The following is a 26,161-nucleotide window of genomic DNA, read 5'->3' on the forward strand; positions in this document are numbered from 1 at the left end:
GGGACGTTGAAGGTTGTGAGAAAAAGTGCGGGGTGAAACAGGAGATTAGCCTCGCTCCCGGGTAACCGGAAGCGAGGAGAGGTCAATCAGGAGCGTTTCAACAGCAGCCAGAGACTGATCAGGAGGAAGCTGGCGCTTGGCAGCAGCGCACCGATAATCGGCGGAATGCCATAAACCAGCGTCAGCGGACCGAAGATCTGATCGAGCACGTAGAACACAAAGCCGAAGCTGATGCCGGTCACGACGCGGACTCCCATCGGCACGCTGCGCAACGGGCCGAAGATAAACGACAGCGCCATCAGCATCATTACCGCCACGGACATCGGCTGGAAGATTTTGCTCCACATGTTGAGCTGATAGCGTCCCGCATCCTGTCCGCTCGACTTCAGGTATTTCACATAGTTGTGTAAACCGCTGATGGAGAGCGCGTCAGGATCCAGCGCCACCACGCCGAGCTTATCGGGCGTCAGGTTGGTTTTCCACGTACCGGTTACTGTCTGAGCACCCGTAATCTGTTTCGGATCGGTCAGGTCAGATTCATCAACCTGGGACAACCGCCACTGCTTATGTTCGGCGTCAAACTTCGCCGAAGAGGCGTGGCGAACGGACTGCAGACGGCGCTGGTCATCGAAAGCGTAGATGCTCACTCCGCCCAGTTCATCATTCCCCTTCACCCGTTCGATGTAGACGAAGTTTTTACCGTCTTTCGCCCATAAACCTTGCTGAGTCGAGAGCAGTGAGCCGCCGTACATGGCCTGAGCACGGTAGTTACGCGCCATCTGTTCGCCCTGCGGCGCGACCCACTCGCCAATCGCCATGGTCAACAGCACCAGGGGGATGGCGGTTTTCATTACCGACAGCGCGACCTGCATACGGGTAAAACCCGAAGCCTGCATAACGACCAGCTCACTGCGCTGCGCCAGCATCCCCAGCCCCAGCAGCGCCCCCAGCAGGGCCGCCATCGGGAAGAAGATCTGCACATCTTTCGGCACGCTGAGCAGGGTATACATCCCCGCGCCCAGCGCGTCATAGCTCCCCTGCCCGGCTTTTTTCAGCTGATCGACAAATTTGATAATGCCGGAGAGGGACACCAGCATGAACAACGTCATCATGATGGTGGTAAAAATGGTTTTACCGATATAGCGATCAAGAACGCCAAACGCCTGCATTAGATGGCTCCTTTACGCGAGAATCGGGCACGTATGCGGCGCACAGGCACCGTATCCCACAGGTTTAACCCCAGCGCCAGTAAGATGTACAGGCTGTTAACGAACCATGTCCAGACCATAGGGTCCAGCTTACCCTTCGCGCCGTTGGAACGAATCGAGGTTTGCAGCAGGAAATAGATCAGGTAAAGCAGCATCGCTGGCAGCATAGAGAGCACGCGTCCCTGACGCGGGTTCACCACGCTCAGCGGAACGACAATCAGCGCCATCATAAACACGGTGAAGACAAGCGTAATACGCCAGTGGAACTCAGCACGCGCTCGGTTGGTATCGGTATTCCAGAGGGTACGCATGTCCATTTGCTCGGTATCCGTTGGATCGAGCGCCACGGTCTGATGGCCGATAATGGCCTGATAGTTCTGGAAATCCGTAATGCGGAAGTCACGCAGCATCGCGGTGCCTTCGAAACGGGTGCCTTTGTTCAGCGTCACGACCTGAGAACCATCTTTGCGCTGAGCAAGCTGACCGGAGTCGGCAACCACCACAGAAGGACGCGCGTTACCTTTAGGACGCAGCTGCGCCAGGAAGACATCGTTGAATTTGCTGCCGTCAACGCTCTCAATAAACAGCACGGAGTTCCCGTCGGTTGCCTGCTGGAACTGCCCCTGGGCTAATGCCGCCATGCCGGGGTTGGCTTTCGCTTCGGCCAGCACTTCGTCCTGATGGCGAGAAGACAGAGGACCCGCCCACATCACATTCACCGCCGCAACGATACCCGTGAACAGCGCCAGTATCATGGCGGCTTTGACCAGCACCGCTTTGCTCAGGCCACAGGCATGCATCACCGTGATTTCACTCTCGGTGTAGAGTTTCCCAAGCGTCATGAGCAGGCCAAGGAAAAGACTTAGCGGCAGGATAAGCTGCGCCATTTCCGGGATCCCTAAACCAAGCAGGGAAAGCACCAGATTTGTTGGAATTTCGCCGTCAACGGCCGCACCGAGGATCTTAACCAGCTTCTGACAGAAAAAAATCAGCAGCAGGATGAAGAGGATCGCCAGTTGGCTTTTGAGCGTCTCCCGCACCAGATATCTTATGATTATCACTTTAAATACGCCCGTAAAAACCCGTCTCTTTGCTGGAAAATCGCTTGTTTCATGGCTTAAACGTCATTTATTCTCTTGAGTCGTCGAAATCATCGCTAAGATTAAAACATCCGGCGGATTCACGCTTCAGGACTTTTTCTGACGTGTCGAAACCGTAGTAACGTAAGATTAACACGAAGTCACCACAACAGCGGACATGAGTTACGAAAGGTTTCAATTCTATCCGTAGCCGCCGCCGTTGTCTTTAAGATTCAGGAGCGTAGTGCATGGAGTTCAGTGTAAAAAGCGGTAGCCCGGAGAAACAGCGGAGTGCCTGCATCGTTGTGGGCGTCTTTGAACCACGCCGACTCTCCCCGATCGCCGAACAACTCGATAAAATCAGTGACGGCTATATTAGCGCCCTGCTGCGCCGTGGCGAACTGGAAGGCAAACCTGGGCAGACGCTGTTACTGCACCATGTTCCGAACGTACTGTCAGAGCGCATTCTGCTGATTGGCTGCGGCAAAGAACGCGAGCTGGATGAACGTCAGTACAAGCAGGTGATTCAGAAAACCATCAATACGCTGAATGATACCGGTTCAATGGAAGCGGTATGCTTCCTGACCGAGCTGCACGTTAAAGGGCGTAACACCTACTGGAAAGTGCGTCAGGCAGTCGAAACGGCAAAAGAGAGCCTGTACAGCTTCGATCAGCTGAAGACCAATAAAAGCGAGCCGCGTCGTCCGCTGCGTAAAATGGTCTTTAACGTGCCAACCCGTCGCGAGCTGACCAGCGGCGAGCGCGCCATTCAGCACGGTCTGGCCATTGCCGCCGGTATTAAAGCGGCAAAAGATCTCGGCAACATGCCGCCGAACATCTGTAACGCCGCTTACCTCGCCTCTCAGGCGCGCCAGCTGGCAGACGCCTACAGCAAAAACGTGATTACCCGCGTCATCGGCGAACAGCAGATGAAAGAGCTGGGAATGCACTCTTACCTGGCGGTGGGTAACGGCTCGCAGAACGAATCCCTGATGTCGGTTATCGAGTACAAGGGCAACTCGGCCGAAGACGCGCGCCCTGTCGTGCTGGTCGGTAAAGGCCTGACCTTCGATTCCGGCGGTATCTCCATCAAGCCTGCCGAAGGCATGGACGAGATGAAATACGACATGTGCGGCGCGGCGGCGGTTTACGGCGTGATGCGCATGGTCGCGGAACTCCAGCTGCCGATCAACGTGATCGGGGTCCTGGCGGGCTGCGAAAACATGCCCGGCGGTCGCGCGTATCGCCCGGGTGACGTACTGACCACCATGTCTGGCCAGACGGTAGAAGTGCTGAACACCGACGCTGAAGGCCGTCTGGTACTCTGTGACGTGTTGACCTACGTTGAGCGCTTCGAGCCGGAAGCGGTCATTGACGTCGCCACCCTCACCGGCGCCTGTGTGATTGCTCTTGGCCACCACATTACCGGCCTGATGTCGAACCACAACCCGCTGGCGCACGAGCTGATTAGCGCCTCGGAGCAGGCCGGTGACCGCGCATGGCGTCTGCCGCTGGGTGACGAATATCAGGAGCAGCTGGAGTCTAACTTCGCGGATATGGCGAACATTGGCGGACGTCCTGGCGGGGCGATCACCGCGGGATGCTTCCTGGCGCGCTTCACCCGCAAGTACAACTGGGCGCACCTGGATATCGCGGGCACCGCATGGCGCTCCGGTAAGGCCAAAGGCGCAACCGGTCGTCCGGTGGCGCTGCTGTCGCAGTTCCTGCTCAATCGTGCGGGTTTTAACGGCGACGAGTGATATAAAGTGCCGGGTGGCGGCTTCGCCTTACCCGGCCTACACGCCACTCAACCGAAGGCCGGGTAAGCGAAGCGCCACCCGGCTTTGCATTTAAATCCACGACAAGAAGCCCCATATATGAAGAATGCAACGTTCTACCTTCTGGACAACGACACCCATCAGGATGGACTCAGCGCCGTCGAACAGCTGGTGTGTGAAATTGCCGCAGAACGTTGGCGCGCAGGCAAACGCGTGTTGATAGCCTGTGAAGATGAGCAGCAGGCGATTCGTCTCGATGAAGCGCTGTGGGCCCGCCCGCCGGAGAGCTTTGTTCCGCATAACCTGTCAGGCGAAGGGCCACGCGGCGGGGCGCCGGTGGAAATTGCCTGGCCGCAAAAGCGCAACAGCAGCGCGCGCGACATTCTGATTAGCCTGCGGATAGATTTTGCAGATTTTGCCACCGCTTTCACAGAAGTGGTAGACTTTGTCCCTTACGAAGAATCCTTGAAACAACTGGCGCGCGAACGCTATAAAGCGTACCGCCTGGCTGGTTTTAACCTGAATACGGCAACCTGGAAATAATGGAAAAGACATATAACCCACGCGATATCGAACAGCCGCTTTACGAGCACTGGGAACAGCAGGGCTATTTCAAGCCTAACGGCGACGAAAGCAAAGAGTCCTTCTGCATCATGATCCCGCCGCCGAACGTCACCGGCAGTTTGCATATGGGCCATGCTTTCCAGCAGACCATCATGGACACCATGATCCGCTACCAGCGCATGCAGGGCAAAAACACCCTGTGGCAGGCGGGGACTGACCACGCGGGTATCGCGACCCAGATGGTGGTTGAGCGTAAAATTGCCGCTGAAGAAGGGAAAACCCGCCACGACTTCGGTCGCGACGCGTTCATCGACAAAATCTGGCAGTGGAAAGCGGAATCTGGCGGCACCATTACCCGTCAGATGCGCCGTCTCGGCAACTCCGTGGACTGGGAGCGCGAGCGCTTCACCATGGATGAAGGCCTTTCCAACGCCGTGAAAGAAGTCTTCGTCCGCCTGTACAAAGAAGACCTGATTTACCGCGGCAAACGCCTGGTTAACTGGGATCCGAAACTGCGCACCGCGATTTCCGATCTGGAAGTGGAAAACCGCGAGTCCAAGGGCTCCATGTGGCACATCCGCTATCCGCTGGCCGACGGCGCAAAAACCGCTGACGGTAAAGATTACCTGGTGGTCGCGACCACCCGTCCGGAAACCCTGCTGGGCGATACCGGCGTGGCCGTTAACCCGGAAGATCCGCGTTATAAAGATCTGATTGGCAAATTCGTGGTGCTGCCGCTGGTAAACCGCCGTATTCCGATTGTGGGCGACGAACACGCCGACATGGAAAAAGGCACCGGCTGCGTGAAAATCACTCCGGCGCACGACTTCAACGACTATGAAGTGGGCCGTCGTCACGCCCTGCCGATGATCAACATTCTGACCTTCGACGGCGATATCCGTGAAAGCGCAGAAGTGTACGACACCAAAGGCAACGAATCCGACGTCTATTCCAGCGACATCCCGGCTGAGTTCCAGAAGCTGGAACGTTTTGCCGCGCGTAAAGCCATCGTGGCTGCTGTTGACGCACTCGGCCTGCTGGAAGAGATCAAACCTCACGATCTGACCGTGCCATACGGCGACCGTGGTGGCGTGGTTATCGAGCCAATGCTGACCGACCAGTGGTACGTGCGTGCCGACGTGCTGGCGAAACCGGCTGTGGAAGCGGTTGAAAACGGCAGCATTCAGTTCGTGCCGAAGCAGTACGAAAACATGTACTTCTCCTGGATGCGCGATATTCAGGACTGGTGTATCTCCCGTCAGCTGTGGTGGGGCCACCGTATCCCGGCATGGTACGACAACGAAGGCAACGTGTACGTTGGCCGCAGCGAAGATGAAGTGCGCCAGGAAAACAACCTGAGCGCTGACGTTGCCCTGCGTCAGGACGAAGACGTGCTGGATACCTGGTTCTCCTCCGCGCTGTGGACCTTCTCCACCCTCGGCTGGCCAGAAAACACCGACGCGCTGCGTCAGTTCCACCCAACCAGCGTGATGGTGTCCGGCTTCGACATTATCTTCTTCTGGATCGCCCGCATGATCATGATGACCATGCACTTCATCAAAGATGAAGACGGCAAGCCGCAGGTTCCATTCCATACCGTCTACATGACCGGTCTGATCCGCGACGACGAAGGCCAGAAGATGTCCAAATCCAAGGGTAACGTCATTGACCCGCTGGATATGGTTGACGGTATTTCTCTGGAAGAGCTGCTGGAAAAACGCACCGGCAACATGATGCAGCCTCAGCTGGCGGAGAAAATCCGCAAGCGCACCGAGAAACAGTTCCCGAACGGGATTGAGGCTCACGGTACCGACGCCCTGCGCTTCACCCTGGCAGCGCTGGCCTCGACCGGCCGTGACATCAACTGGGACATGAAGCGTCTGGAAGGTTACCGTAACTTCTGTAACAAGCTTTGGAACGCCAGCCGCTTTGTGCTGATGAACACCGAAGATCAGGATTGCGGCTTCAACGGCGGCGAGATGACCCTCTCCCTGGCCGACCGCTGGATCCTGGCGGAATTCAACCAGACCGTGAAAGCGTTCCGCGAGGCGCTGGACAGCTACCGCTTCGATATCGCGGCGGGCATTCTGTATGAATTCACCTGGAACCAGTTCTGTGACTGGTATCTGGAGCTGGCGAAGCCGGTCATGAACGGCGGCACTGAGGCGGAACTGCGCGGCACGCGCAACACGCTGATTACCGTTCTGGAAGGCCTGCTGCGCCTGGCGCATCCGGTTATTCCATTCATCACCGAGACCATCTGGCAGCGCGTGAAGGTGATTGCAGGCATCAACGCCGACACCATCATGCTGCAGCCGTTCCCGGCATTCGATGCAGCTAAGGTTGATGAAGCGGCGTCTGCGGATACCGAGTGGCTGAAGCAGGCGATCGTGGCGGTACGTAACATTCGTGCTGAAATGAACATCGCGCCGGGCAAACCGCTGGAGCTGCTGCTGCGCGGCTGTAGCGAAGCGGCCGTTCGTCGCGTCACCGAGAACAACACCTTCCTGAAAACCATGGCGCGTCTGGAAAGCATCACCGTGCTGCCTGCTGATGACAAAGGTCCGGTTTCCGTGACCAAAATCATCGACGGTGCCGAGCTGCTGATCCCGATGGCAGGTCTGATCGACAAAGACGCTGAGCTGGCTCGTCTGGCGAAAGAAGTGGCGAAAGTCGACGTGGAAATTGGCAAAATCGAAAGCAAACTGGCGAACGAAGGCTTTGTTGCCCGCGCGCCGGAAGCGGTCATCGCGAAAGAGCGTGAGCGTCTGGTTGCCTTCGCCGATGCGAAGACCAAGCTGATTGAGCAGCAGGCGGTTATCGCTGCCCTGTAATGCTTTTACCCCTTACGCTTCAGGGCGTAAGGGGTAACCTTCCTGAAAACTCCTCGCTTGCACTCCCCTTTCTGCGGTGCTATTAACAGCAGTTATGTGTCAATTTTTGTAATGAGTAATGCTATGAGCGTGATTACCCCCGTCGCGACGACGATGCGCCGGATCGCTGAGCAGGATAACCCGGCTATCGCCGCCGTTATTCGCACCGTTTCTGCCGAATATGGACTGACGGCTGACAAGGGCTACACGGTTGCCGACCCGAATCTGGACGCGCTTTTCCAGCTCTACAGCCAGCCTGGTCATGCCTACTGGGTCATCGAGCAGAACGGCCAGGTCGTGGGCGGCGGCGGCGTGGCGCCCCTCAGCTGCAGCGAGCCGGATATCTGCGAACTGCAGAAAATGTATTTCCTGCCAACGGCACGCGGACAAGGACTGGCAAAAAAGCTGGCGCTGATGGCGCTGGACCACGCGCGCAAGCAGGGTTTTACCCGCTGCTACCTTGAAACGACCGCCTTCCTCAAAGAGGCCATCGGCCTGTATGAACATCTGGGCTTTGAGCATATCGATGCGCCGCTGGGCTGTACCGGCCACGTTGATTGCGAAGTCAGAATGCTGAAAAGTCTGTAACTTTCGTTCCTGCCCTCTTCTGTTAAGCGGCTGTAAACTGAATGCTCTACACTCTCAGTTCACACCACAACGGGGGAAACACGATGTCGAAGATAAAAAGCTACGCCGCACCGCAGGCGGGTGCAGAACTTGAGCTGTACGAGTACGATGCGGGCGAACTAAAAGCAGAAGACGTCGAAGTACAGGTTGATTACTGCGGGATCTGCCACTCGGATCTCTCGATGATCGACAACGAATGGGGCTTCTCCAGCTATCCGCTGGTTGCCGGGCACGAAGTTATTGGCCGCGTCGTGGCGCTCGGTAGCGCCGCGCAGGACAAAGGGCTCAAAGTGGGCCAGCGCGTGGGCATTGGCTGGACGGCACGCAGCTGCGGTCACTGCGATGCCTGTATCAGCGGCAATCAAATCAACTGCCTCGAAGGCGCTGTTCCCACCATTCTCAACAAAGGTGGTTTTGCCGATAAACTGCGCGCCGACTGGCAATGGGTTATCCCGCTGCCGGACAGCATTGATATCGAATCCGCCGGTCCGCTGCTGTGTGGCGGCATCACCGTCTTCAAGCCGCTGCTGATGCACCATATCACCGCCACCAGCCGCGTCGGCGTCATCGGTATCGGCGGCCTGGGGCATATTGCCATTAAGCTGCTGCACGCGATGGGCTGTGAAGTCACGGCGTTCAGCTCGAACCCGGCGAAAGAGAAAGAAGTGCTGGCGATGGGGGCGGATAAAGTGGTGAACAGCCGCGATCCGGACGCGCTGAACGCGCTGGCGGGCCAGTTTGACCTGATCATCAACACCGTTAACGTGGATCTCGACTGGCAGCCGTACTTTGAAGCGCTGGCCTACGGCGGTAACTTCCACACCGTGGGTGCGGTAATGAAGCCGCTGCCGGTTCCGGCGTTTACCCTGATCGGCGGGGATCGCAGCATCTCCGGTTCTGCAACCGGTACGCCGTACGAGCTGCGCAAACTGATGAAATTCGCCGGACGCACCAAAGTGGCGCCGACCACCGAACTGTATCCGATGTCAAAAATCAACGAAGCGATCCAGCACGTGCGCGACGGCAAAGCCCGCTACCGCGTGGTGCTGAAAGCAGATTTCTGATGTGAGTTTGCCGGGTGGCGGCTTCGCCTTACCCGGCCTACTTTCACTGCTGCGCCAATACGTTAAATACTTCCGCTACCGCGACCGCTCCCGGATCCATCACCCCATCTAGGTTATCTTTATTGACATACGACGAGCGTCCCGCGCCGGCTTTCGCCATCTTCGACGTTGCTTCTGCGCCCTGCTGCGCGGCCTGCGCTGCCGCCTGAATATTGCCTTTCTGTAACGCCTCCAGCGCCGGTTGCAGCGCATCGATCAGCGTGCGATCGCCGAGATCTGCCCCGCCGTACTGCTTCATCTGCGCAAGTCCACTGAGCAAGGCCTCCGGGAGCGTCTGACCATCGTGAAGCTTTTGCCCGGCCGCGGTAAAGAAGATCGACATCAGCACCCCGCTCGACCCGCCCATCACCGTAGCCAGCCGCTCGCCAACCAGCAGCAGCAGCTTAGGCACGTCATTAAGCGGGAGCGCGTTCTCCTCCAGGCGCTGCGCAATATCCCGCGCCCCTTGCGCAAAGGTAGAGCCGGTATCGCCATCCCCCACTTTAGCATCCAGCGCGTTCAGGCGGTTTTCCAGCTGGATCAGCGTTGTCGACACGGAGGAGACAAACGCACGCACCTGTGGATTGTCAGACGGAGTGTACTCCACACGGTCATGAATGGCGCTATGCGCCACGGTGCGCAGTGGCGCAAACGCGACGGGCTTCTGCCATCCCAGCGTCTCGACGTCGGCGTGAATCGCTTTTTCAAAGAAATCGTTGAGCTTCAGCAGCGTCAGCGAAAAGCCTTTCATATCCAGCGCGCTGACCAGCGGCGCAGGGCCAATCAGGTACGCGATATTCTCTTTCAGCGCCGAGTGCGCCAGCTCTTTGGTCAGCAGCGCCATCTCCAGCGCCGATACGCCGCCAAGATTGTTAATCAGCACCGCAAAACGCCCCTCCCCCGCCTGCGCGCGTAACGGCGTCACCAGGGTGTCGATAATGGCTTTGCTGTTTTGCGTATCCACCACGGAAGCCCCGGGCTCGCCGTGAATGCCCAGGCCCAGCTCGACATGGCCTTGCTTAATGCGCCCCTCTTCATCGTCGCTGCCCGGCAGGTTGCACGTTTGCATCGCTACGCCCAGGCTCCAGAGGTTATCGCAGGCCTGTTGCGCAATATCCCGCACCTCGCTCAGCGATTTCCCCTGTTCCGCCGCATAGCCCGCAATCTTGTGCACCAGCGCCGTGCCGGCAATACCGCGCGGCTGCTTGTTATCCGGCAGCGCGATATCGTCCGCCACAATCACCATCTCCACCTTCAGGCCGTAGCGTTTGGCCTTTTCAGCGGCCAGGCCGAAGTTCAGGCGGTCGCCGGTGTAGTTTTTGACGATCAGCAGACAGCCACGATCGCCCGTGACCGCGACGATGGCATTCAGTACCGCATCCACGCTCGGCGAGGCAAAAAGATCGCCACACACTGCCGCCGTCAGCATCCCTTTGCCAACAAACCCGGCGTGTGCGGGTTCGTGGCCTGAGCCGCCGCCGGAAATTACCGCCACGCGGCTTTTATCCCAGTCGCCGCGCGCGACGATCCTGATGGCCGGATCGATATCAAGCTTGACGAGATTGGCATGTGGCGCAGAGAGCAGTATGCCTTCAATGGCATCGTTGACCAGCTGTTTGCGATCGTTAAAGAAGAATCTGGACATAGTTTCCCACTATTTTGTGAACCGTATGCAAAAGCATAGTCCGCGCTGGATAATGCGCCGCAAAGTCAGCAATTTACTCAGCCGTTTTACCGTCAGGTTGCCTATACTCCACCCAGGACTACGAGAGGAAGCGCATCATGAGTACACCATTGTTAATTGCCCGGACGCTGGAAAAAGAGCTCTATTTACTGCCCGCGATGGCGAACCGCCACGGTCTGATCACCGGTGCGACCGGGACGGGGAAAACGGTCACCCTGCAAAAGCTGGCGGAGTCGCTTTCAGAGATTGGCGTACCGGTCTTTATGGCTGACGTAAAAGGCGATTTAACCGGTGTGGCTCAGGAGGGTACCGCCTCTGAAAAACTGCTCGAACGGCTGAAGAATATCGGCATCACGGACTGGACGCCGCACGGTAACCCGGTGGTGGTGTGGGACATCTTCGGTGAAAAAGGCCACCCGGTGCGCGCCACCGTCTCCGATCTCGGTCCCTTGCTGCTGGCCCGTTTGCTTAACCTCAACGACGTGCAGTCCGGCGTGTTGAATATCATCTTCCGTATTGCCGATGACCAGGGGTTGCTGCTGCTTGATTTCAAAGATCTGCGCGCCATTACGCAATACATCGGCGATAACGCCAAATCCTTCCAGAACCAGTACGGCAACATCAGCAGCGCCTCGGTGGGCGCAATTCAGCGTGGTCTACTGACGCTGGAGCAACAGGGTGCCGAGCACTTCTTCGGCGAGCCGATGCTGGAGATCAAAGACTGGATGCGCACCGACAGCAGCGGCAAAGGGATTATTAACATCCTGAGCTCCGAGAAGCTCTACCAGATGCCGAAACTCTACGCCGCCAGCCTGCTGTGGATGCTCTCTGAACTTTACGAACAGCTGCCAGAGGCGGGCGACCTTGAGAAGCCGAAGCTGGTGTTCTTCTTTGATGAAGCGCACCTGCTGTTTAACGATGCACCGCAGGTGCTGCTGGACAAGATCGAGCAGGTTATCCGCCTGATCCGCTCCAAAGGCGTCGGCGTCTGGTTTGTCTCGCAAAACCCGTCGGATATCCCCGATAACGTACTGGGACAACTCGGTAACCGCGTACAGCATGCCCTGCGCGCCTTCACGCCGAAAGATCAAAAAGCGGTAAAAGCCGCCGCGCAAACCATGCGCGCCAATCCGGCCTTTGATACCGAAGCCGCCATTCAGGCTCTGGGCACCGGTGAAGCGCTGATCTCGTTCCTGGATGCGAAGGGCAGCCCGTCCGTAGTGGAACGCGCCATGGTCATTGCGCCTTGCTCGCGCATGGGGCCGGTGACCGACGATGAACGCAACGGCCTGATTAACCACTCACCGGTTTACGGGAAGTACGAAGACGAGGTGGATCGCGAATCTGCGTTCGAGATGCTGCAAAAAGGAGTCCAGGCGACAACGGAATCGCAGGATGCGCCTGCCGCTAAAGGGCAGTCTGTCGCCGTGGATGACGGCATTCTTGGCGGACTCAAAGACATCCTGTTCGGCAGCACCGGGCCGCGCGGCGGCAAACGCGACGGCGTAGTGCAGACCATGGCGAAAAGCGCCGCGCGACAGGTCACCAATCAGATCGTGCGCGGCATGCTGGGGAGTTTGTTAGGCGGCCGTCGCCGCTAGACGCGGAACCCACGGGCGGCCCAGCGCCGAACCCTGTACGCCGTTCTCCTGCAGGTAGCGGTCAATTTCCACCATCCCCGTCCAGCGGTTCTCACACCACAGCGGTGCCAGAAGCGTTGGTCGGCGGGCGCTGGCCGAGATGCGGTGGTAGACAATCTCCGGTGGCGTGTGGCGAATCATCTCCCCCGCCGTCACCGTATAGTCCTCAAGCTCGATACCGCTTAACCGCCCGGCCTCCCAGGCTTTCGCCATAATGCTGCCCTTCACGATATGCAGCGGATGAAGCTTGATGCCGTCCACGCCGGTTTCAACGACTTTTTCCAGCGTTTCAAGGGCATGCTGTTGACTTTCGCCGGGCAGACCGACAATCAGATGTGAACAGACCTTCAGCCCGCGCTCGCGTGCAAGCCGCGTGGTGCGCTGGTAGCAGGCGAAATCATGGCCACGGTTGATACGGTGCAGCGTTTTGTCATGTGCCGTTTGCAAGCCCAGCTCCAGCCAGATCTCGTAGCCTTCTTCTTTGTACTCGCTGAGCAGGTCCAGCACCGCGTCCGGTACGCAGTCCGGGCGGGTTCCCACGCACAGCCCAACGATGTTGGCCTGGCTGACGGCCTGCTGATACATCGATCGCAATACCTGCACCTCCGCCCACGTGCTGGTGTAAGCCTGAAAATAGGCCAGATACTGCTTCGCACGGTTCACCAGGCTGGCCTGATGAGCAAGCTGTTCAGCGATAGAGTTATGTTGCTGCGCTTCATCGGCAAACGACGCAACGTTACAGAAGGTGCAGCCCCCGCGCCCGATGGTGCCGTCGCGATTCGGGCAGCTAAACCCGCCGTGCAGCGTCAGCTTATGAACCTTTTGCCCGTAGCGCTGCAAAAGATCCCCACCAAACATATTGACTAATTTCTGTAACTGCATAATCTGATAGACCGTCCCGGAGAAAGGGGACAAGCCTGCCATTTTTAGCCTCTGTCGGCGATGACCTGGATCAATCGCCCTGGACGGCCTTTATCTATATGAATAAATACTCAGGATTACTGCAATTTCATTCACGCCGCATGTGATTACTTTTCCTTATGTTCTGATTGTTTTTTTCATTTATAGCGCCATCACTGAAAAACAGTGTGTTTATGCGGGTTTGCAGACAATGCCAGATTATTGTTCTGCTATAAAACCGCTATTCAGCACGCTACATGGATAATACCGCTTTCATATAGTGAGTCAGATCACACTCCGCTGCGCTCTTTCAGGGCATTCATTCAATGTAAAATTAGTTAAATAACCTTAAAATACAAAAAGATAAACTCTCTTTAGCACATTTTTGTATAAATAAGATTGCCATTTGACCTGTGTACCAATTCCCGATAAGTTGGAAATCCGCTGGAAGCTTTCTGGATGAGCGGCCTGCTCATCATATTTATGCAGTAATTGAGATTCCCTCTGAAGCAAGTCCTCAAACTTGTTTACCTGCGCGAAAGGATGAAAAAGAGGGCGAATGCGAGGTCCGCGTATGAAACGCAAACCCCGTCGCCATGCTCTTTCTGTGCCTGTGCGCCACGGTAAAGTTCAGTGGGAAGCCCGACGAGCCTGGGGAGGTTCACTGATATGTTGTACGATAAATCCCTTGAGAAGGATAACTGTGGTTTCGGCCTGATCGCCCACATAGAAGGCGAACCTAGCCACAAGGTGGTGCGTACCGCTATTCACGCACTGGCCCGTATGCAGCACCGTGGCGCCATTCTTGCCGATGGTAAAACTGGCGACGGTTGCGGCCTGCTGCTGCAAAAACCGGATCGTTTCTTCCGCATCGTGGCGGAAGAGCGCGGCTGGCGTTTAGCCAAAAACTACGCTGTCGGCATGCTGTTCCTGAACCAGGATCCTGAAAAGGCTGCCGCCTCACGCCGCATCGTCGAAGAAGAACTTCAGCGTGAAACCCTGTCGATTGTCGGCTGGCGCGATGTGCCAACCAACGAAGGGGTGCTCGGTGAAATCGCCCTCTCCTCGCTGCCTCGTATTGAACAGATTTTCGTCAATGCGCCTGCGGGCTGGCGTCCGCGTGATATGGAACGCCGTCTGTTTATCGCCCGCCGCCGCATTGAAAAACGTCTCCAGGACGATAAAGAGTTCTACGTCTGTAGCCTCTCTAACCTGGTGAACATCTATAAAGGTCTGTGTATGCCGGCTGACCTGCCGCGCTTCTACCTGGACCTGGCGGACCTGCGTCTGGAATCGGCCATTTGCCTGTTCCACCAGCGCTTCTCCACCAACACCGTTCCACGCTGGCCGCTGGCGCAGCCGTTCCGCTACCTGGCGCATAACGGCGAGATCAACACCATTACCGGTAACCGCCAGTGGGCCCGCGCCCGTACCTATAAGTTCCAGACGCCACTGATCCCTGACCTGCATGATGCCGCGCCGTTCGTGAACGAAACCGGCTCGGACTCCAGCTCGATGGATAACATGCTGGAACTGCTGCTGGCGGGCGGGATGGATATCGTGCGCGCCATGCGTCTGCTCGTGCCGCCGGCCTGGCAGAACAACCCGGATATGGACCCTGAGCTGCGCGCGTTCTTCGACTTTAACTCCATGCACATGGAGCCGTGGGACGGCCCGGCGGGCATCGTCATGTCCGACGGTCGTTTCGCTGCGTGTAACCTGGACCGTAACGGCCTGCGTCCGGCGCGCTACGTCATCACCAAAGATAAGCTCATCACCTGCGCCTCTGAAGTCGGCATCTGGGATTACCAGCCTGACGAAGTGGTCGAGAAAGGCCGCGTCGGTCCGGGCGAGCTGATGGTGATCGACACCCGCAGTGGACGCATCCTGCACTCCGCCGAAACCGACAACGATCTGAAGAGCCGCCATCCGTACAAAGAGTGGATGGAGAAAAACGTGCGTCGTCTGGTGCCGTTTGAAGATCTGTCGGATGAAGAAGTGGGCAGCCGCGAGCTGGACGATGACACCCTCGCGAGCTACCAGAAGCAGTTTAACTACAGCGCGGAAGAGCTGGACTCCGTCATCCGCGTGCTCGGTGAAAACGGCCAGGAAGCGGTCGGCTCGATGGGTGACGATACCCCGTTTGCCGTGCTCTCCAGCCAGCCGCGCATCATTTACGACTACTTCCGCCAGCAGTTTGCGCAGGTCACCAACCCGCCAATCGATCCGCTGCGTGAAGCCCACGTGATGTCGCTGGCCACCAGCATCGGTCGCGAGATGAACGTCTTCTGCGAGGCCGAAGGCCAGGCGCACCGTCTGACCTTTAAATCGCCGATCCTGCTGTACTCCGATTTCAAACAGCTCACCACCATGAAAGAGGAGCACTATCGCGCCGACACGCTCGATATTACCTTCGACGTGAACGACGCGAGCCTCGAAGAGACGGTGAATGCGCTGTGCGACAAAGCCGAACAGATGGTGCGTAACGGTACCGTGCTGCTGGTATTGTCCGACCGCAACATCGCGAAAAACCGTCTGCCGGTGCCTGCACCAATGGCGGTGGGCGCTATCCAGACGCGTCTGGTGGATAAGAGCCTGCGCTGCGACGCCAACATCATTGTTGAAACCGCCAGCGCGCGCGACCCGCACCACTTTGCCGTGCTGTTAGGCTTTGGCGCGACGGCGATCTACCCGTACCTGGCCTATGAAACGCTGGCCCGTCTGGTGGATACCCGCGCGATCGACAAAGATTACCGCGCGGTGATGCTGAACTACCGTAACGGCATCAACAAAGGTCTGTACAAGATCATGTCCAAAATGGGCATCTCGACCATTGCCTCCTACCGCTGCTCGAAGCTGTTTGAAGCGGTCGGCCTGCACGATGAGGTCGCCAACCTTTGCTTCCAGGGCGTGGTCAGCCGCATCGGCGGCGCCGGTTTTGCTGACTTCCAGCAGGATCTGGTGAACCTGTCCAAGCGCGCCTGGCTGGCACGTAAGCCGCTGGATCAGGGCGGTCTGCTGAAATACGTTCACGGCGGCGAGTATCATGCCTACAACCCTGACGTGGTGCGCACGCTGCAGCAGGCGGTTCAGAGCGGCGAATACCGTGATTATCAGCAGTACGCTGAGCTGGTGAACAACCGTCCGGCGGCGACGCTGCGCGACCTCATTGCCCTGAATCCGGGTGATGAAGCGGTCAGCATTGACGAAGTCGAACCGGCATCCGAACTGTTCAAACGCTTCGATACCGCGGCGATGTCCATCGGCGCGCTGAGCCCGGAAGCCCACGAGGCGCTGGCGGAAGCCATGAACAGCATCGGTGGCAACTCTAACTCCGGCGAAGGCGGTGAAGATCCTGCCCGTTACGGCACCAACAAGGTGTCCCGTATCAAGCAGGTGGCATCCGGCCGCTTTGGCGTGACGCCAGCGTACCTGGTCAACGCCGACGTGATTCAGATTAAAGTCGCTCAGGGTGCGAAACCGGGCGAAGGCGGTCAACTGCCGGGTGATAAAGTTACCCCGTACATCGCCAAACTGCGCTACTCGGTACCGGGCGTGACGCTGATCTCCCCGCCGCCGCACCACGATATCTACTCTATTGAGGACCTGGCGCAGCTGATTTTCGACCTGAAGCAGGTCAACCCGAAAGCGATGATCTCCGTGAAGCTGGTTTCCGAACCGGGCGTCGGCACCATTGCCACCGGCGTGGCGAAGGCCTATGCGGACCTTATCACCATCGCCGGTTATGACGGCGGTACCGGCGCAAGCCCGCTCTCCTCCGTGAAATATGCGGGCTGCCCGTGGGAACTTGGACTGGTGGAAACCCAGCAGGCGCTGGTGGCTAACGGTCTGCGTCACAAGATCCGTCTGCAGGTGGACGGTGGCCTGAAAACCGGCCTCGACATCATCAAGGCGGCGATTCTGGGTGCGGAAAGCTTCGGCTTCGGTACCGGCCCAATGGTTGCGCTCGGCTGTAAATACCTGCGTATTTGCCACCTGAACAACTGCGCAACCGGTGTTGCGACCCAGGACGAGAAGCTGCGTAAGAATCACTATCACGGTCTGCCGTTCAAAGTGACCAACTACTTTGACTTCATCGCCCGTGAAACCCGCGAGCTGATGGCGCAACTGGGCGTGAAGCGTCTGGTGGACCTGATTGGCCGTACCGACCTGCTGAAAGAGCTGGAAGGCTTCACCGCCAAGCAGCAGAAGCTGGAGCTGTCTAAGCTGCTGGAAACCGCGCAGCCGCATCCTGGCAAAGCGGTCTACTGCACCGAGAACAACCCGCCGTTCGACAACGGCGTGCTGAACGCACAGCTGCTGCAGCAGGCGAAACCGTATGTGGACGAGAAGCAGAGCAAAACGTTCTGGTTTGATATCCGCAACACCGACCGTTCCGTGGGTGCCTCCCTCTCCGGCTACATCGCGCAGACGCACGGTGACCAGGGGCTGGCAGCCGATCCGATTACCGCACACTTCAGCGGTACTGCGGGTCAGAGCTTCGGCGTGTGGAACGCAGGCGGCGTTGAGCTGTACCTGACCGGCGATGCCAACGACTACGTCGGCAAAGGCATGGCGGGCGGTCTTCTGGCGGTACGTCCTCCGGTCGGCTCAGCCTTCCGCAGCCATGAAGCCAGCATTATCGGTAACACCTGCCTGTACGGCGCGACCGGCGGTCGTCTTTTTGCCGCGGGCCGTGCGGGCGAGCGTTTTGCGGTGCGTAACTCCGGTGCTATCACCGTGGTGGAAGGCATTGGCGATAACGGTTGTGAATACATGACGGGCGGGATTGTTTGCGTTCTGGGTAAAACCGGCGTGAACTTCGGCGCAGGCATGACGGGCGGTTTTGCCTACGTCCTGGATGAAGACGGTGAGTTCCGTAAACGCGTGAACCCTGAACTGGTAGAAGTGCTGGACGTTGACACGCTGGCCATTCACGAAGAACACCTGCGCGGTTTGATTACCGAACACGTGCAGCATACCGGTTCTTCGCGCGGCGAAGAGATCCTGGCGAACTGGCCGGCGTTCTCTGCGAAATTCGCGCTGGTTAAGCCGAAGTCCAGCGATGTTAAAGCCCTGTTGGGTCACCGTAGTCGTAGCGCAGCAGAGCTGCGCGTGCAGGCGCAGTAAGGAATTCAGATGAGCCAGAACGTATACCAGTTTATCGACCTGCAGCGTGTTGATCCGCCAAAGAAACCGCTGAAGATCCGCAAAATTGAATTTGTTGAAATCTACGAGCCGTTTTCAGAAGGCCAGGCCAAAGCACAGGCAGACCGCTGCCTGTCCTGCGGTAACCCTTACTGCGAATGGAAATGTCCGGTACACAACTACATCCCGAACTGGCTGAAGCTGGCCAACGAAGGACGTATTTTTGAAGCCGCCGAGCTATCTCACCAGACCAACACCCTGCCGGAAGTGTGCGGCCGCGTGTGTCCTCAGGACCGTCTGTGCGAAGGTTCCTGTACGCTGAACGACGAGTTCGGCGCGGTGACCATCGGCAACATCGAGCGCTACATTAACGATAAAGCGTTTGAGATGGGCTGGCGTCCGGACATGACCGGCGTGAAGCAAACTGACAAGCGCGTGGCGATCATTGGCGCGGGCCCGGCGGGCCTGGCCTGTGCGGACGTGCTGACCCGCAACGGCGTGAAGGCGGTGGTCTTTGACCGTCATCCGGAGATCGGCGGCCTGCTGACCTTCGGTATCCCGGCCTTCAAGCTGGAAAAAGAGGTCATGACCCGTCGCCGCGAAATCTTCACCGGCATGGGCATTGAGTTCAAACTGAACACAGAAGTGGGCCGCGACGTACAGCTCGACGATCTGCTGAAGGATTACGACGCCGTGTTCCTGGGCGTGGGTACCTATCAGTCCATGCGCGGTGGTCTGGAAAACGAAGACGCGCCGGGTGTTTATGACGCGCTGCCGTTCCTGATTGCCAACACCAAGCAGATTATGGGTTACGGCGAAACCGCCGATGAGCCTTTCGTCAGCATGGAAGGCAAACGCGTGGTGGTGCTGGGCGGCGGTGATACCGCGATGGACTGCGTGCGTACCTCCATTCGTCAGAATGCGGCACACGTGATCTGCGCCTACCGTCGTGACGAAGAGAACATGCCGGGCTCTAAGCGCGAAGTGAAAAACGCGCGTGAAGAGGGCGTGGAGTTCCAGTTCAACATCCAGCCTCTGGGTATTGAAGTGAATGCCAACGGTAAAGTGAGCGGCGTGAAGATGGCGCGTACCGAGATGGGCGCACCGGATGCGAAAGGCCGTCGTCGCGCCGAGATCGTGGCCGGTTCTGAACACGTGATCCCGGCCGACGCCGTGGTGATGGCGTTCGGTTTCCGTCCTCACAGCATGGAATGGCTGGCGAAGCACAGCGTTGAGCTGGATTCACAGGGCCGTATTATTGCGCCAGAAGGCAGCGATAACGCGTTCCAGACCAGCAACCCGAAAATCTTCGCCGGTGGCGACATCGTTCGCGGCTCTGACCTGGTGGTCACGGCGATTGCCGAAGGCCGTAAAGCGGCTGACGGGATCATGAACTTCCTGGAAGTGTAAGAGACAAGCCGGATGGACATCCCATCCGGCTTTTTTATGCGGTTAACAGGCTGGCCCGGACTTTCACCACGGCTTTTTTAATTTCCCCCTCCGATTCAACAAGACATCCCGGCTTATGCGGCTCACCCGGCATAAAGACCACGAACATACCAGGCTTTAATATAATGGATTGTTCATCATTGATGTGGCGGCAAAGCTGATAATCTTCTGCGCTATGCATTTCTTCACACGCCCGCGCGGACCCCATAACCCCAAAAAAGATGCGTTCTTCTCCAGCGAGCAGAAGCTGAATATCAATATACTGTGCGTGCAGTTCCGCCTTTTTCTGCTTCGGCTCTTGCGTGGCAAACTGCATCACGTTCATAAAGATATCCGTGCCCTGGAGTTCATAATGACCAGGGCGTTTCTCTTCTGGCCGTGCCGCCACGGCCAGCGTGAGGGCATTGATCAGAACCCCGGTCAGGCCAGATGTCGCCAGCGACTGCAACTCTCCCAGCATCATAACGCGTCTCCATGTGCTAACAACGCCGCACCTAACAGCCCGGCATCGTGGCGATAGTGTGCAGGCCGAAGTGCGGCCTGATAGACGGCGGGCTCCCGCGACAGATACGCCTCCACGAGCCCCAGATACCCCTCTGCCAGCCCCACGCTGCCTCCAATAACTACAATCTGGCAATCAGTCACGGCTTTGACATCGGCAATAAGACGCGCCAGCGTCTGCGCTGAACGCGCAATCAGCGCCTGTGCCTGTGGATTACCTTGCGCTGCAAGGCTGAATATCGCTTTCGAATCCAGCCCGGACAATACGCCTTCTGCCTGAGCAGCGATGCCGCGCCCCGAGGCGATAGCCTCAACGCACCCTCTTCGCCCGCAGCCACAACGCGGACCGGCGGGATCGGCCAGCGTGTGACCCAGATGTCCAGCCAGACCGCCGCTGCCCGTTTGCAGTGTTCGATTGAGGACCACGCCACCACCGACACCGGTTGAGACGGTCAGAAAGACCATATCGTCATCATCCGGCAAGGCGCAGAACTCAGCCCAGGCGGCGGCCTGCGCGTCGTTGATCGCCATCACCGGCAGATCGGTTATTCCCGAGAGAAATTCCACCAGTGGAAATTCCGCCAGCCCGCCCAGATTAGACGGATTAATGGAGGTCAAAATACCGTTGTGAATGATCCCGGTTGATGCCACCGCGACCCGCGTTGCCTGCGCCGTAAAGGGTGCAATCAGCGTTTGTAGCGCAGCCTGCAACGCCTCCGGCGTCTGGCTGGCAGGCGTCTGACACTCGCGACGGGCAGTAATGGTCTGCCCCTCCACGCACGCAGCCGCGAGTTTGGTGCCGCCAATATCAATAGCCAGGGTTGTCATTTCACCGCCTCGCGCTGCTGTCTTCTGGTTTAGCAATGACATCAGCTTATCCTTTGTGTTTGATCAGACCGCTTTTACTGGCACCAAAAGGGAGTGCGCCACTCAGCGGTTTACCGTCAATAGCATCATGCGTACGCAGGGCTTCTGGCCTGATCCAGCGCTGAACGCGGGAGGGCATATCCAGACCAATAAGCAAGATCACCACAAACGTCAGGCCAAAGGAGAGCGACCCCAGGGCCGTGCCCAGCGCCATATCCTGCGACAGCAGCGCGCCAATCACCGGGGCAATCGCGCCGCCCAACGCGCCAACGTTGTAGGTAAAGCCCAGACCCGCCGCACGCTGGTCGGTATCGAAATAGCCGCCGATGAGTTTGGGTAAGATCCCGGAGATCCCCTGCCCCAGCATCTGCTGGAAAAAGAGTAACAAGCCCAACACCCAGACATTGGCGCCGCCAATCGCAAAGACGGGAACAATCAGGAGCTGTGAGGCCAACAGGCTACAGACATAGGCCTTGCGGGTGCCAAGCCAGTCACCGAGAAAACCACCCACGCAGCAGCCTACCGCCGCGCCGAAGCCGCTAAAGAACAGCACCTTCGCCACCGTTGACGGATCATAGGCCAGGTCGGTTTTCAGATAAGTGGGTAATAGCGCCTGAATCGGCCAGGAGTAGAGAAAGGCGAAGAGCACGACAACCATCAACGTGACGCCCGTCGGCCAGCGTTTACCGCTGCTTTGCACCATAAAGCTGATAAAGACGATGGCGCACAGCAGGCCGAGAATAACGACCAGCCCCGCGTTGTTGAGTTCGCCTGCAAAACAGAACCACAGCGCCGTACCGGCAAACAGCGTCATCGCCATATTGATGACGCGGTATTTGCCGCGATACAGAATATCAACCATGGTGCGCACCGGGGCTTTGCCTTCGTGCTTCGCTTTCCAGTCCTCAGCTTCCGGAATATTTTTCCGCAGCCACAGGGCAAAGACGATGGGCAGAATGCCGATAAAGAACAGCGCCCGCCAGCCCCAGACGGGCACGACAAGGCTGTAGACCTGGGCCGCAACCACGGCGCCGACGGAGAAACCGGAAATCAGAAAACCACTCGCCTTGTTGCGCAGGTGCTTTGGCCAGCTTTCAATCACATAGGTTGCGCTGGAGCCATATTCCCCCGCCATCCCCATGCCTATCACCATGCGGGCGATAAACAGGGTGACGTAACCCGGCGCAAAACCGCAGGCCAGCGTACCGCAGGAAAAGAGCACGATGCTGGTGATCATCGCCAGCTTGCGGCCATAGCGGTCGCCCATGGCGCCCAGCAGCAGGCCGCCGAACCAGCGCGATATAAAGGCCGCCGAAATCAAGCTCGCCGCTTCCACTGTCGTCAGGGCAAACTCGCTTTTTATTTCTGTCAGGACTAAGGCTATCAATACAAAATCGAAGCCATCAAGCAGATATCCCAGCCAGGCGGCGGAGAAGGCGCGCCACTGAGGACGGGTAAGATGGCGGTACCACGGGATGCTTTGGGTAGACTTACTCATTTCACTCTCCCGACGATTTCTCTGTCGTTTTGCCGGATGGCGGCTGCGCCTTATCCGGCCTACGTAGCATGTTTTTGTAGGCCGGATAAGGCGAAGCGCCCCCGGCTATGCGTTAGCGTTTTTCCGCCATTAGCTGCTCCGCCAGCGCTTTCAGCGCTGGCACGAATTTTTCATCCACAGGGGCAAACGGCTTACGGCACAGCGGCACGGATACCACGTCCATATAGTGCAGAACCGTTTTCAGACCACGGAACACCCCGGCTTTAATCAGCAGATCGATCACCGTGTTGCATTCGCTTTGCAGGCGCTGTGCGGTGGCGTTATCCCCTTCACGAACCGCTTTAGCGATCGCCTGGTAGCGCCAGCCCATAATGTTGTAGGTGCTGCCGATCCCCCCGTCCGCGCCGACCAGCAGGCCGGAGGCGAAGATCTCGTCATAACCGTTGTAGAGCACCAGATCCGGATGTTCACGACGGATCTGCTCCATCTGGAAGAGATCGCCGGAGGTTTGCTTCAGCGCGCCGACGCCCGGCAGCGTCACCAGCGTGTTGATCTGATCCAGGCTTAACTTCACGCCGCTTAACGCCGGAATGTTATAGACCACCATCGGCAGACCATCCGCCGAATCAATAATTGCACGGTAATGATCGCAATGTTCTTCAAAGCTAAAGGGATAGTAAAACGGTGTGACGGCGGATACAGCGTCAAAACCGACGCGGGCGGCGGCCATGGCTAACTGCTGGCTTTCCGCCGTGCTGACGCAGCCAACATGGGCGATGAGCGTGATTTTCCCCTTCGCCTCTTCCGCCACAATCTCCATCACCTGCTCTCGTTCCGAAAGGCTCTGTACAAAGGCCTCTCCCGTTGAACCGCCGACGTACAGCCCATCGATACCCTGTTCAATATTGAACCGCACCAGACGGCGCAGGCTTTCTTTATCCAGCATCTGCTCAGAGTTAAACGGGGTCAGGAGTGCGGCCATTACGCCGCGTAATTGCGTTGCCATAGTTACCTCAATCGATCGTGTGTTTGTTATAACGACATACCTTTATACCTGTTATACCAGATCAATTAAGCAGCAGTAGAATACAGAACGCTTATATTGCGATCTGCTTCACTAAAGGATCGTTATTTTTTGGCTTTTGAATGCTGGCCGAAAGCATGCCAGGTGGCGGAGACGCTGTTAAGGTGAGTTTGCAACGCCCGATCCGCTTCATCGGGATCGCGGCGGCGGATCGCATCCACAATTGCGATATGCTGGCGATAGCTGACTTCATTATGCTGATAAAGCTCTGCGTCCGGCACTTTAGGACGCGCCGCAATTAACCAGTCAAGCAGCGCAACGTGGATCGCATTGAAGATCGGATTGCCGGGGATCTCCGCCAGCACGCGGTGAAAATCGACATCGGAACGAATAAATAGCGTGTTGTCATCCAGGGACTGGCTGTTGATCTCCACGGCTTTCGTGAGCTGCGCAATCTGATCGTCAGTGGCATATTCTGCGGCATAACGGACAAGGCTGGATTCAAAGAACAGGCGAAGCTGCTCGAAATGGGCAATACCGCCGGGCTGGGTCAGAAAGTCTTTCGCCATTCCCGACAATTCACTGATGATGGTATCGGCAGACGGCATGGTTACGCGGGCACGTTCACCGTTGTTAATCTGCACCAGCCCTTTACGCTTTAGCGCCGCCAGCGCTTCGCGCACCGAGGGGCGACCCACGTTGAAGAACTCCATCAGTTCGCGCTCGGAGGGTAACTGCTCTCCCTGGGCAAATTCCTTCCGACGGATCATCTGCTCCAGCTCTTCTTCCACCATATCAGACAGTTTTTTGCGCGCCAGCGGCCGACGGCGCAGGCTGCGGCCAATGGTTTCATCAGAGTTTTCAGCTTTAAGATCAGTCGGTTTCATTGCAGTCCGGTGCCGTAGAAGGAAAACAATTCATCATAACACAGGAAATCAGAGGGGGCGGAAAGCAAAACAGGCCCAATGGGCCTGTTTGATTATTTCACGACGCGCAGCGCCGGACGGCCGCCGCGCGGTGGCGGATCGTCGTCAGGGTCGTTGTCGTCCTGGTGATCGGGTTTATCGCCATCAATGAGCGACATAACCGTGTCGCTTTCGCGTTCATCGGTTGCGTCGTCGTCGTTCAGGCTGGAAACATCTTCGTCATATGCCGCTTCCGGCTCGAACATGGTGCCCGCACCGTTTTCGCGGGCGTAGATCGCCAGTACCGCAGCCAGCGGCACAGAAACCTGACGCGGCACGCCGCCGAAACGCGCATTGAAGCGCACTTCGTCGTTTGCCAGTTCAAGGTTACCCACCGCGCGCGGGGCGATGTTCAATACAATCTGTCCGTCACGTGCGTATTCCATTGGAACCAGCACGCCCGGCAACGTCACATCCACAACCAGGTGCGGCGTGAGCTGGTTATCCAGCAGCCATTCATAGAAGGCGCGCAGCAGATACGGACGGCGTGGGGTAAGTTGTGACATTTCCACAGTCATTAGCCTCGGCCGAGACGCATTTCACGTTCCGGTTCAGTTAAAGATGCCAGGAAAGAGTCGCGTTCAAAGACGCGAGTCATGTAGCCCTTCAGCTCTTTCGCGCCAGGACCGCTGAATTCTACGCCCAGGATTGGCAGACGCCACAGCAGCGGTGCCAGGTAGCAGTCTACCAAGCTGAACTCATCGCTCAGGAAGAACGGTTTCTGACCAAACACCGGGGCGATTGCCAGCAGCTCTTCACGCAGTTGCTTACGCGCAGCGTCGGCTTCGGCAGCGGATCCGCTGGTGATCACGTTCATCAGCGAATACCAGTCTTTCTCGATACGCTGCATGTACAGGCGGCTTTCACCACGCGCAACAGGGTAAACAGGCATCAGCGGCGGATGCGGGAAACGCTCATCCAGGTATTCCATAATGATACGGGATTCCCACAGGGTCAGCTCGCGATCCACCAGCGTCGGTACGCTTTGGCTCGGGTTGAGATCGATCAGATCCTGAGGCGGGTTATCCTTTTCCACATGCTCGATCTCAAAACTGACACCCTTCTCGGCCAGCACGATACGAACCTGATGGCTATAAATGTCAGTAGGACCAGAAAACAGCGTCATTACCGAACGTTTGTTGGCAGCGACAGCCATGAAAACCTCCAGGTATATTCAGAATTTTTACTGCTACCAGCCCAACAGGGGCCAGCCAGATGTTGTATCGCCCATCCCAGAGAAGACACATTGTTCA

General features: G+C 57.6%; 19 protein-coding genes. 8 read left to right on the forward strand and 11 right to left on the reverse strand.

Annotated features, from left to right (window positions below):
- Window positions 1-86: 86 nt before the first annotated feature.
- Together lptG and lptF are read right to left on the reverse strand one after the other, a co-directional pair.
- On the reverse strand, window positions 87-1,169 hold the full coding sequence (gene lptG, locus FHC52_RS13205; RefSeq protein ID WP_023326171.1) for an LPS export ABC transporter permease LptG: 1,083 nt from the start codon (window positions 1,167-1,169) through the stop codon (window positions 87-89).
- Window positions 1,169-2,269, reverse strand: coding sequence for an LPS export ABC transporter permease LptF (gene lptF, locus FHC52_RS13210; protein WP_021242268.1), 1,101 nt, complete (start codon window positions 2,267-2,269; stop codon window positions 1,169-1,171). Before lptF ends, lptG begins: the two co-directional genes overlap by 1 nt.
- A 266-nt stretch (window positions 2,270-2,535) precedes the next feature.
- Here lptF and pepA point away from each other — a divergent pair, with 266 nt between their 5' ends.
- From pepA to FHC52_RS13235, 5 genes are all read left to right on the forward strand, one after another.
- Complete coding sequence (pepA, locus tag FHC52_RS13215; RefSeq protein ID WP_032653629.1) at window positions 2,536-4,047, forward strand: leucyl aminopeptidase; 1,512 nt, start codon at window positions 2,536-2,538, stop codon at window positions 4,045-4,047.
- 117 nt (window positions 4,048-4,164) lie between these two features.
- Window positions 4,165-4,608, forward strand: coding sequence for a DNA polymerase III subunit chi (gene holC / locus FHC52_RS13220; RefSeq protein WP_008502815.1), 444 nt, complete (start codon window positions 4,165-4,167; stop codon window positions 4,606-4,608).
- A complete protein-coding gene (locus FHC52_RS13225; RefSeq protein WP_032675548.1) occupies window positions 4,608-7,463 on the forward strand; it encodes a valine--tRNA ligase in 2,856 nt (951 codons plus the stop codon). The genes holC and FHC52_RS13225 overlap by 1 nt, the downstream gene beginning before the upstream one ends.
- Before the next feature lie 123 nt (window positions 7,464-7,586).
- Window positions 7,587-8,090 carry a GNAT family N-acetyltransferase gene (locus FHC52_RS13230; protein ID WP_008502817.1) on the forward strand — a complete coding sequence of 168 codons (504 nt, stop codon included), beginning with the start codon at window positions 7,587-7,589 and terminating at the stop codon, window positions 8,088-8,090.
- 83 nt (window positions 8,091-8,173) lie between these two features.
- The gene (locus FHC52_RS13235) at window positions 8,174-9,193 is read left to right on the forward strand and encodes an NAD(P)-dependent alcohol dehydrogenase (protein ID WP_008502818.1); all 1,020 of its coding nucleotides are present in this window, start codon (window positions 8,174-8,176) and stop codon (window positions 9,191-9,193) included.
- 43 nt (window positions 9,194-9,236) lie between these two features.
- Here FHC52_RS13235 and FHC52_RS13240 read toward each other — a convergent pair whose 3' ends face one another.
- Complete coding sequence (locus FHC52_RS13240) at window positions 9,237-10,877, reverse strand: dihydroxyacetone kinase subunit DhaK (RefSeq protein ID WP_032675549.1); 1,641 nt, start codon at window positions 10,875-10,877, stop codon at window positions 9,237-9,239.
- A gap of 137 nt (window positions 10,878-11,014) precedes the next feature.
- On the opposite strand from FHC52_RS13240, the gene FHC52_RS13245 reads away from it, so the two are divergent.
- On the forward strand, window positions 11,015-12,517 hold the full coding sequence (locus FHC52_RS13245; RefSeq protein WP_023344992.1) for a helicase HerA-like C-terminal domain-containing protein: 1,503 nt from the start codon (window positions 11,015-11,017) through the stop codon (window positions 12,515-12,517).
- Here the strand turns inward: FHC52_RS13245 and FHC52_RS13250 are convergent.
- A complete protein-coding gene (locus FHC52_RS13250; protein ID WP_115437282.1) occupies window positions 12,497-13,438 on the reverse strand; it encodes a TIGR01212 family radical SAM protein in 942 nt (313 codons plus the stop codon). The two genes, FHC52_RS13245 and FHC52_RS13250, sit on opposite strands and share 21 nt — an antisense overlap.
- A 687-nt stretch (window positions 13,439-14,125) precedes the next feature.
- On the opposite strand from FHC52_RS13250, the gene gltB reads away from it, so the two are divergent.
- Window positions 14,126-18,586, forward strand: a complete 4,461-nt coding sequence (gltB, locus tag FHC52_RS13255; RefSeq protein WP_032675551.1) for a glutamate synthase large subunit — start codon at window positions 14,126-14,128, stop codon at window positions 18,584-18,586.
- Window positions 18,587-18,595: 9 nt separating this feature from the next.
- The gene (gene gltD / locus FHC52_RS13260) at window positions 18,596-20,014 is read left to right on the forward strand and encodes a glutamate synthase subunit GltD (RefSeq protein WP_032675552.1); all 1,419 of its coding nucleotides are present in this window, start codon (window positions 18,596-18,598) and stop codon (window positions 20,012-20,014) included.
- Window positions 20,015-20,048: 34 nt separating this feature from the next.
- On the opposite strand, the gene nanQ is transcribed toward gltD, so the two are convergent.
- The 7 genes from nanQ to sspA form a co-directional block, all read right to left on the reverse strand.
- Complete coding sequence (gene nanQ, locus FHC52_RS13265; protein ID WP_032675553.1) at window positions 20,049-20,516, reverse strand: N-acetylneuraminate anomerase; 468 nt, start codon at window positions 20,514-20,516, stop codon at window positions 20,049-20,051.
- On the reverse strand, window positions 20,513-21,382 hold the full coding sequence (locus FHC52_RS13270) for an N-acetylmannosamine kinase (protein WP_032645685.1): 870 nt from the start codon (window positions 21,380-21,382) through the stop codon (window positions 20,513-20,515). Before FHC52_RS13270 ends, nanQ begins: the two co-directional genes overlap by 4 nt.
- A gap of 46 nt (window positions 21,383-21,428) precedes the next feature.
- Window positions 21,429-22,919 (reverse strand): MFS transporter, encoded by a 1,491-nt coding sequence (locus tag FHC52_RS13275; protein ID WP_022651922.1) that lies wholly within the window; start codon window positions 22,917-22,919, stop codon window positions 21,429-21,431.
- 112 nt (window positions 22,920-23,031) lie between these two features.
- Complete coding sequence (gene nanA / locus FHC52_RS13280) at window positions 23,032-23,925, reverse strand: N-acetylneuraminate lyase (RefSeq protein WP_032675554.1); 894 nt, start codon at window positions 23,923-23,925, stop codon at window positions 23,032-23,034.
- Between the two features lie 122 nt (window positions 23,926-24,047).
- Entirely contained in the window at window positions 24,048-24,830 is a 783-nt protein-coding gene (gene nanR / locus FHC52_RS13285) for a transcriptional regulator NanR (protein WP_032675555.1), read from the reverse strand.
- 92 nt (window positions 24,831-24,922) lie between these two features.
- A complete protein-coding gene (gene sspB, locus FHC52_RS13290) occupies window positions 24,923-25,420 on the reverse strand; it encodes a ClpXP protease specificity-enhancing factor (protein WP_032676057.1) in 498 nt (165 codons plus the stop codon).
- A gap of 5 nt (window positions 25,421-25,425) precedes the next feature.
- The gene (sspA, locus tag FHC52_RS13295) at window positions 25,426-26,064 is read right to left on the reverse strand and encodes a stringent starvation protein SspA (RefSeq protein WP_008502830.1); all 639 of its coding nucleotides are present in this window, start codon (window positions 26,062-26,064) and stop codon (window positions 25,426-25,428) included.
- Window positions 26,065-26,161: the final 97 nt, after the last annotated feature.

It is taken from the genome of Enterobacter sp. EC_64, assembly GCF_019584165.1.
GTDB classification, from domain to species: Bacteria; Pseudomonadota; Gammaproteobacteria; order Enterobacterales; family Enterobacteriaceae; genus Enterobacter; species Enterobacter roggenkampii.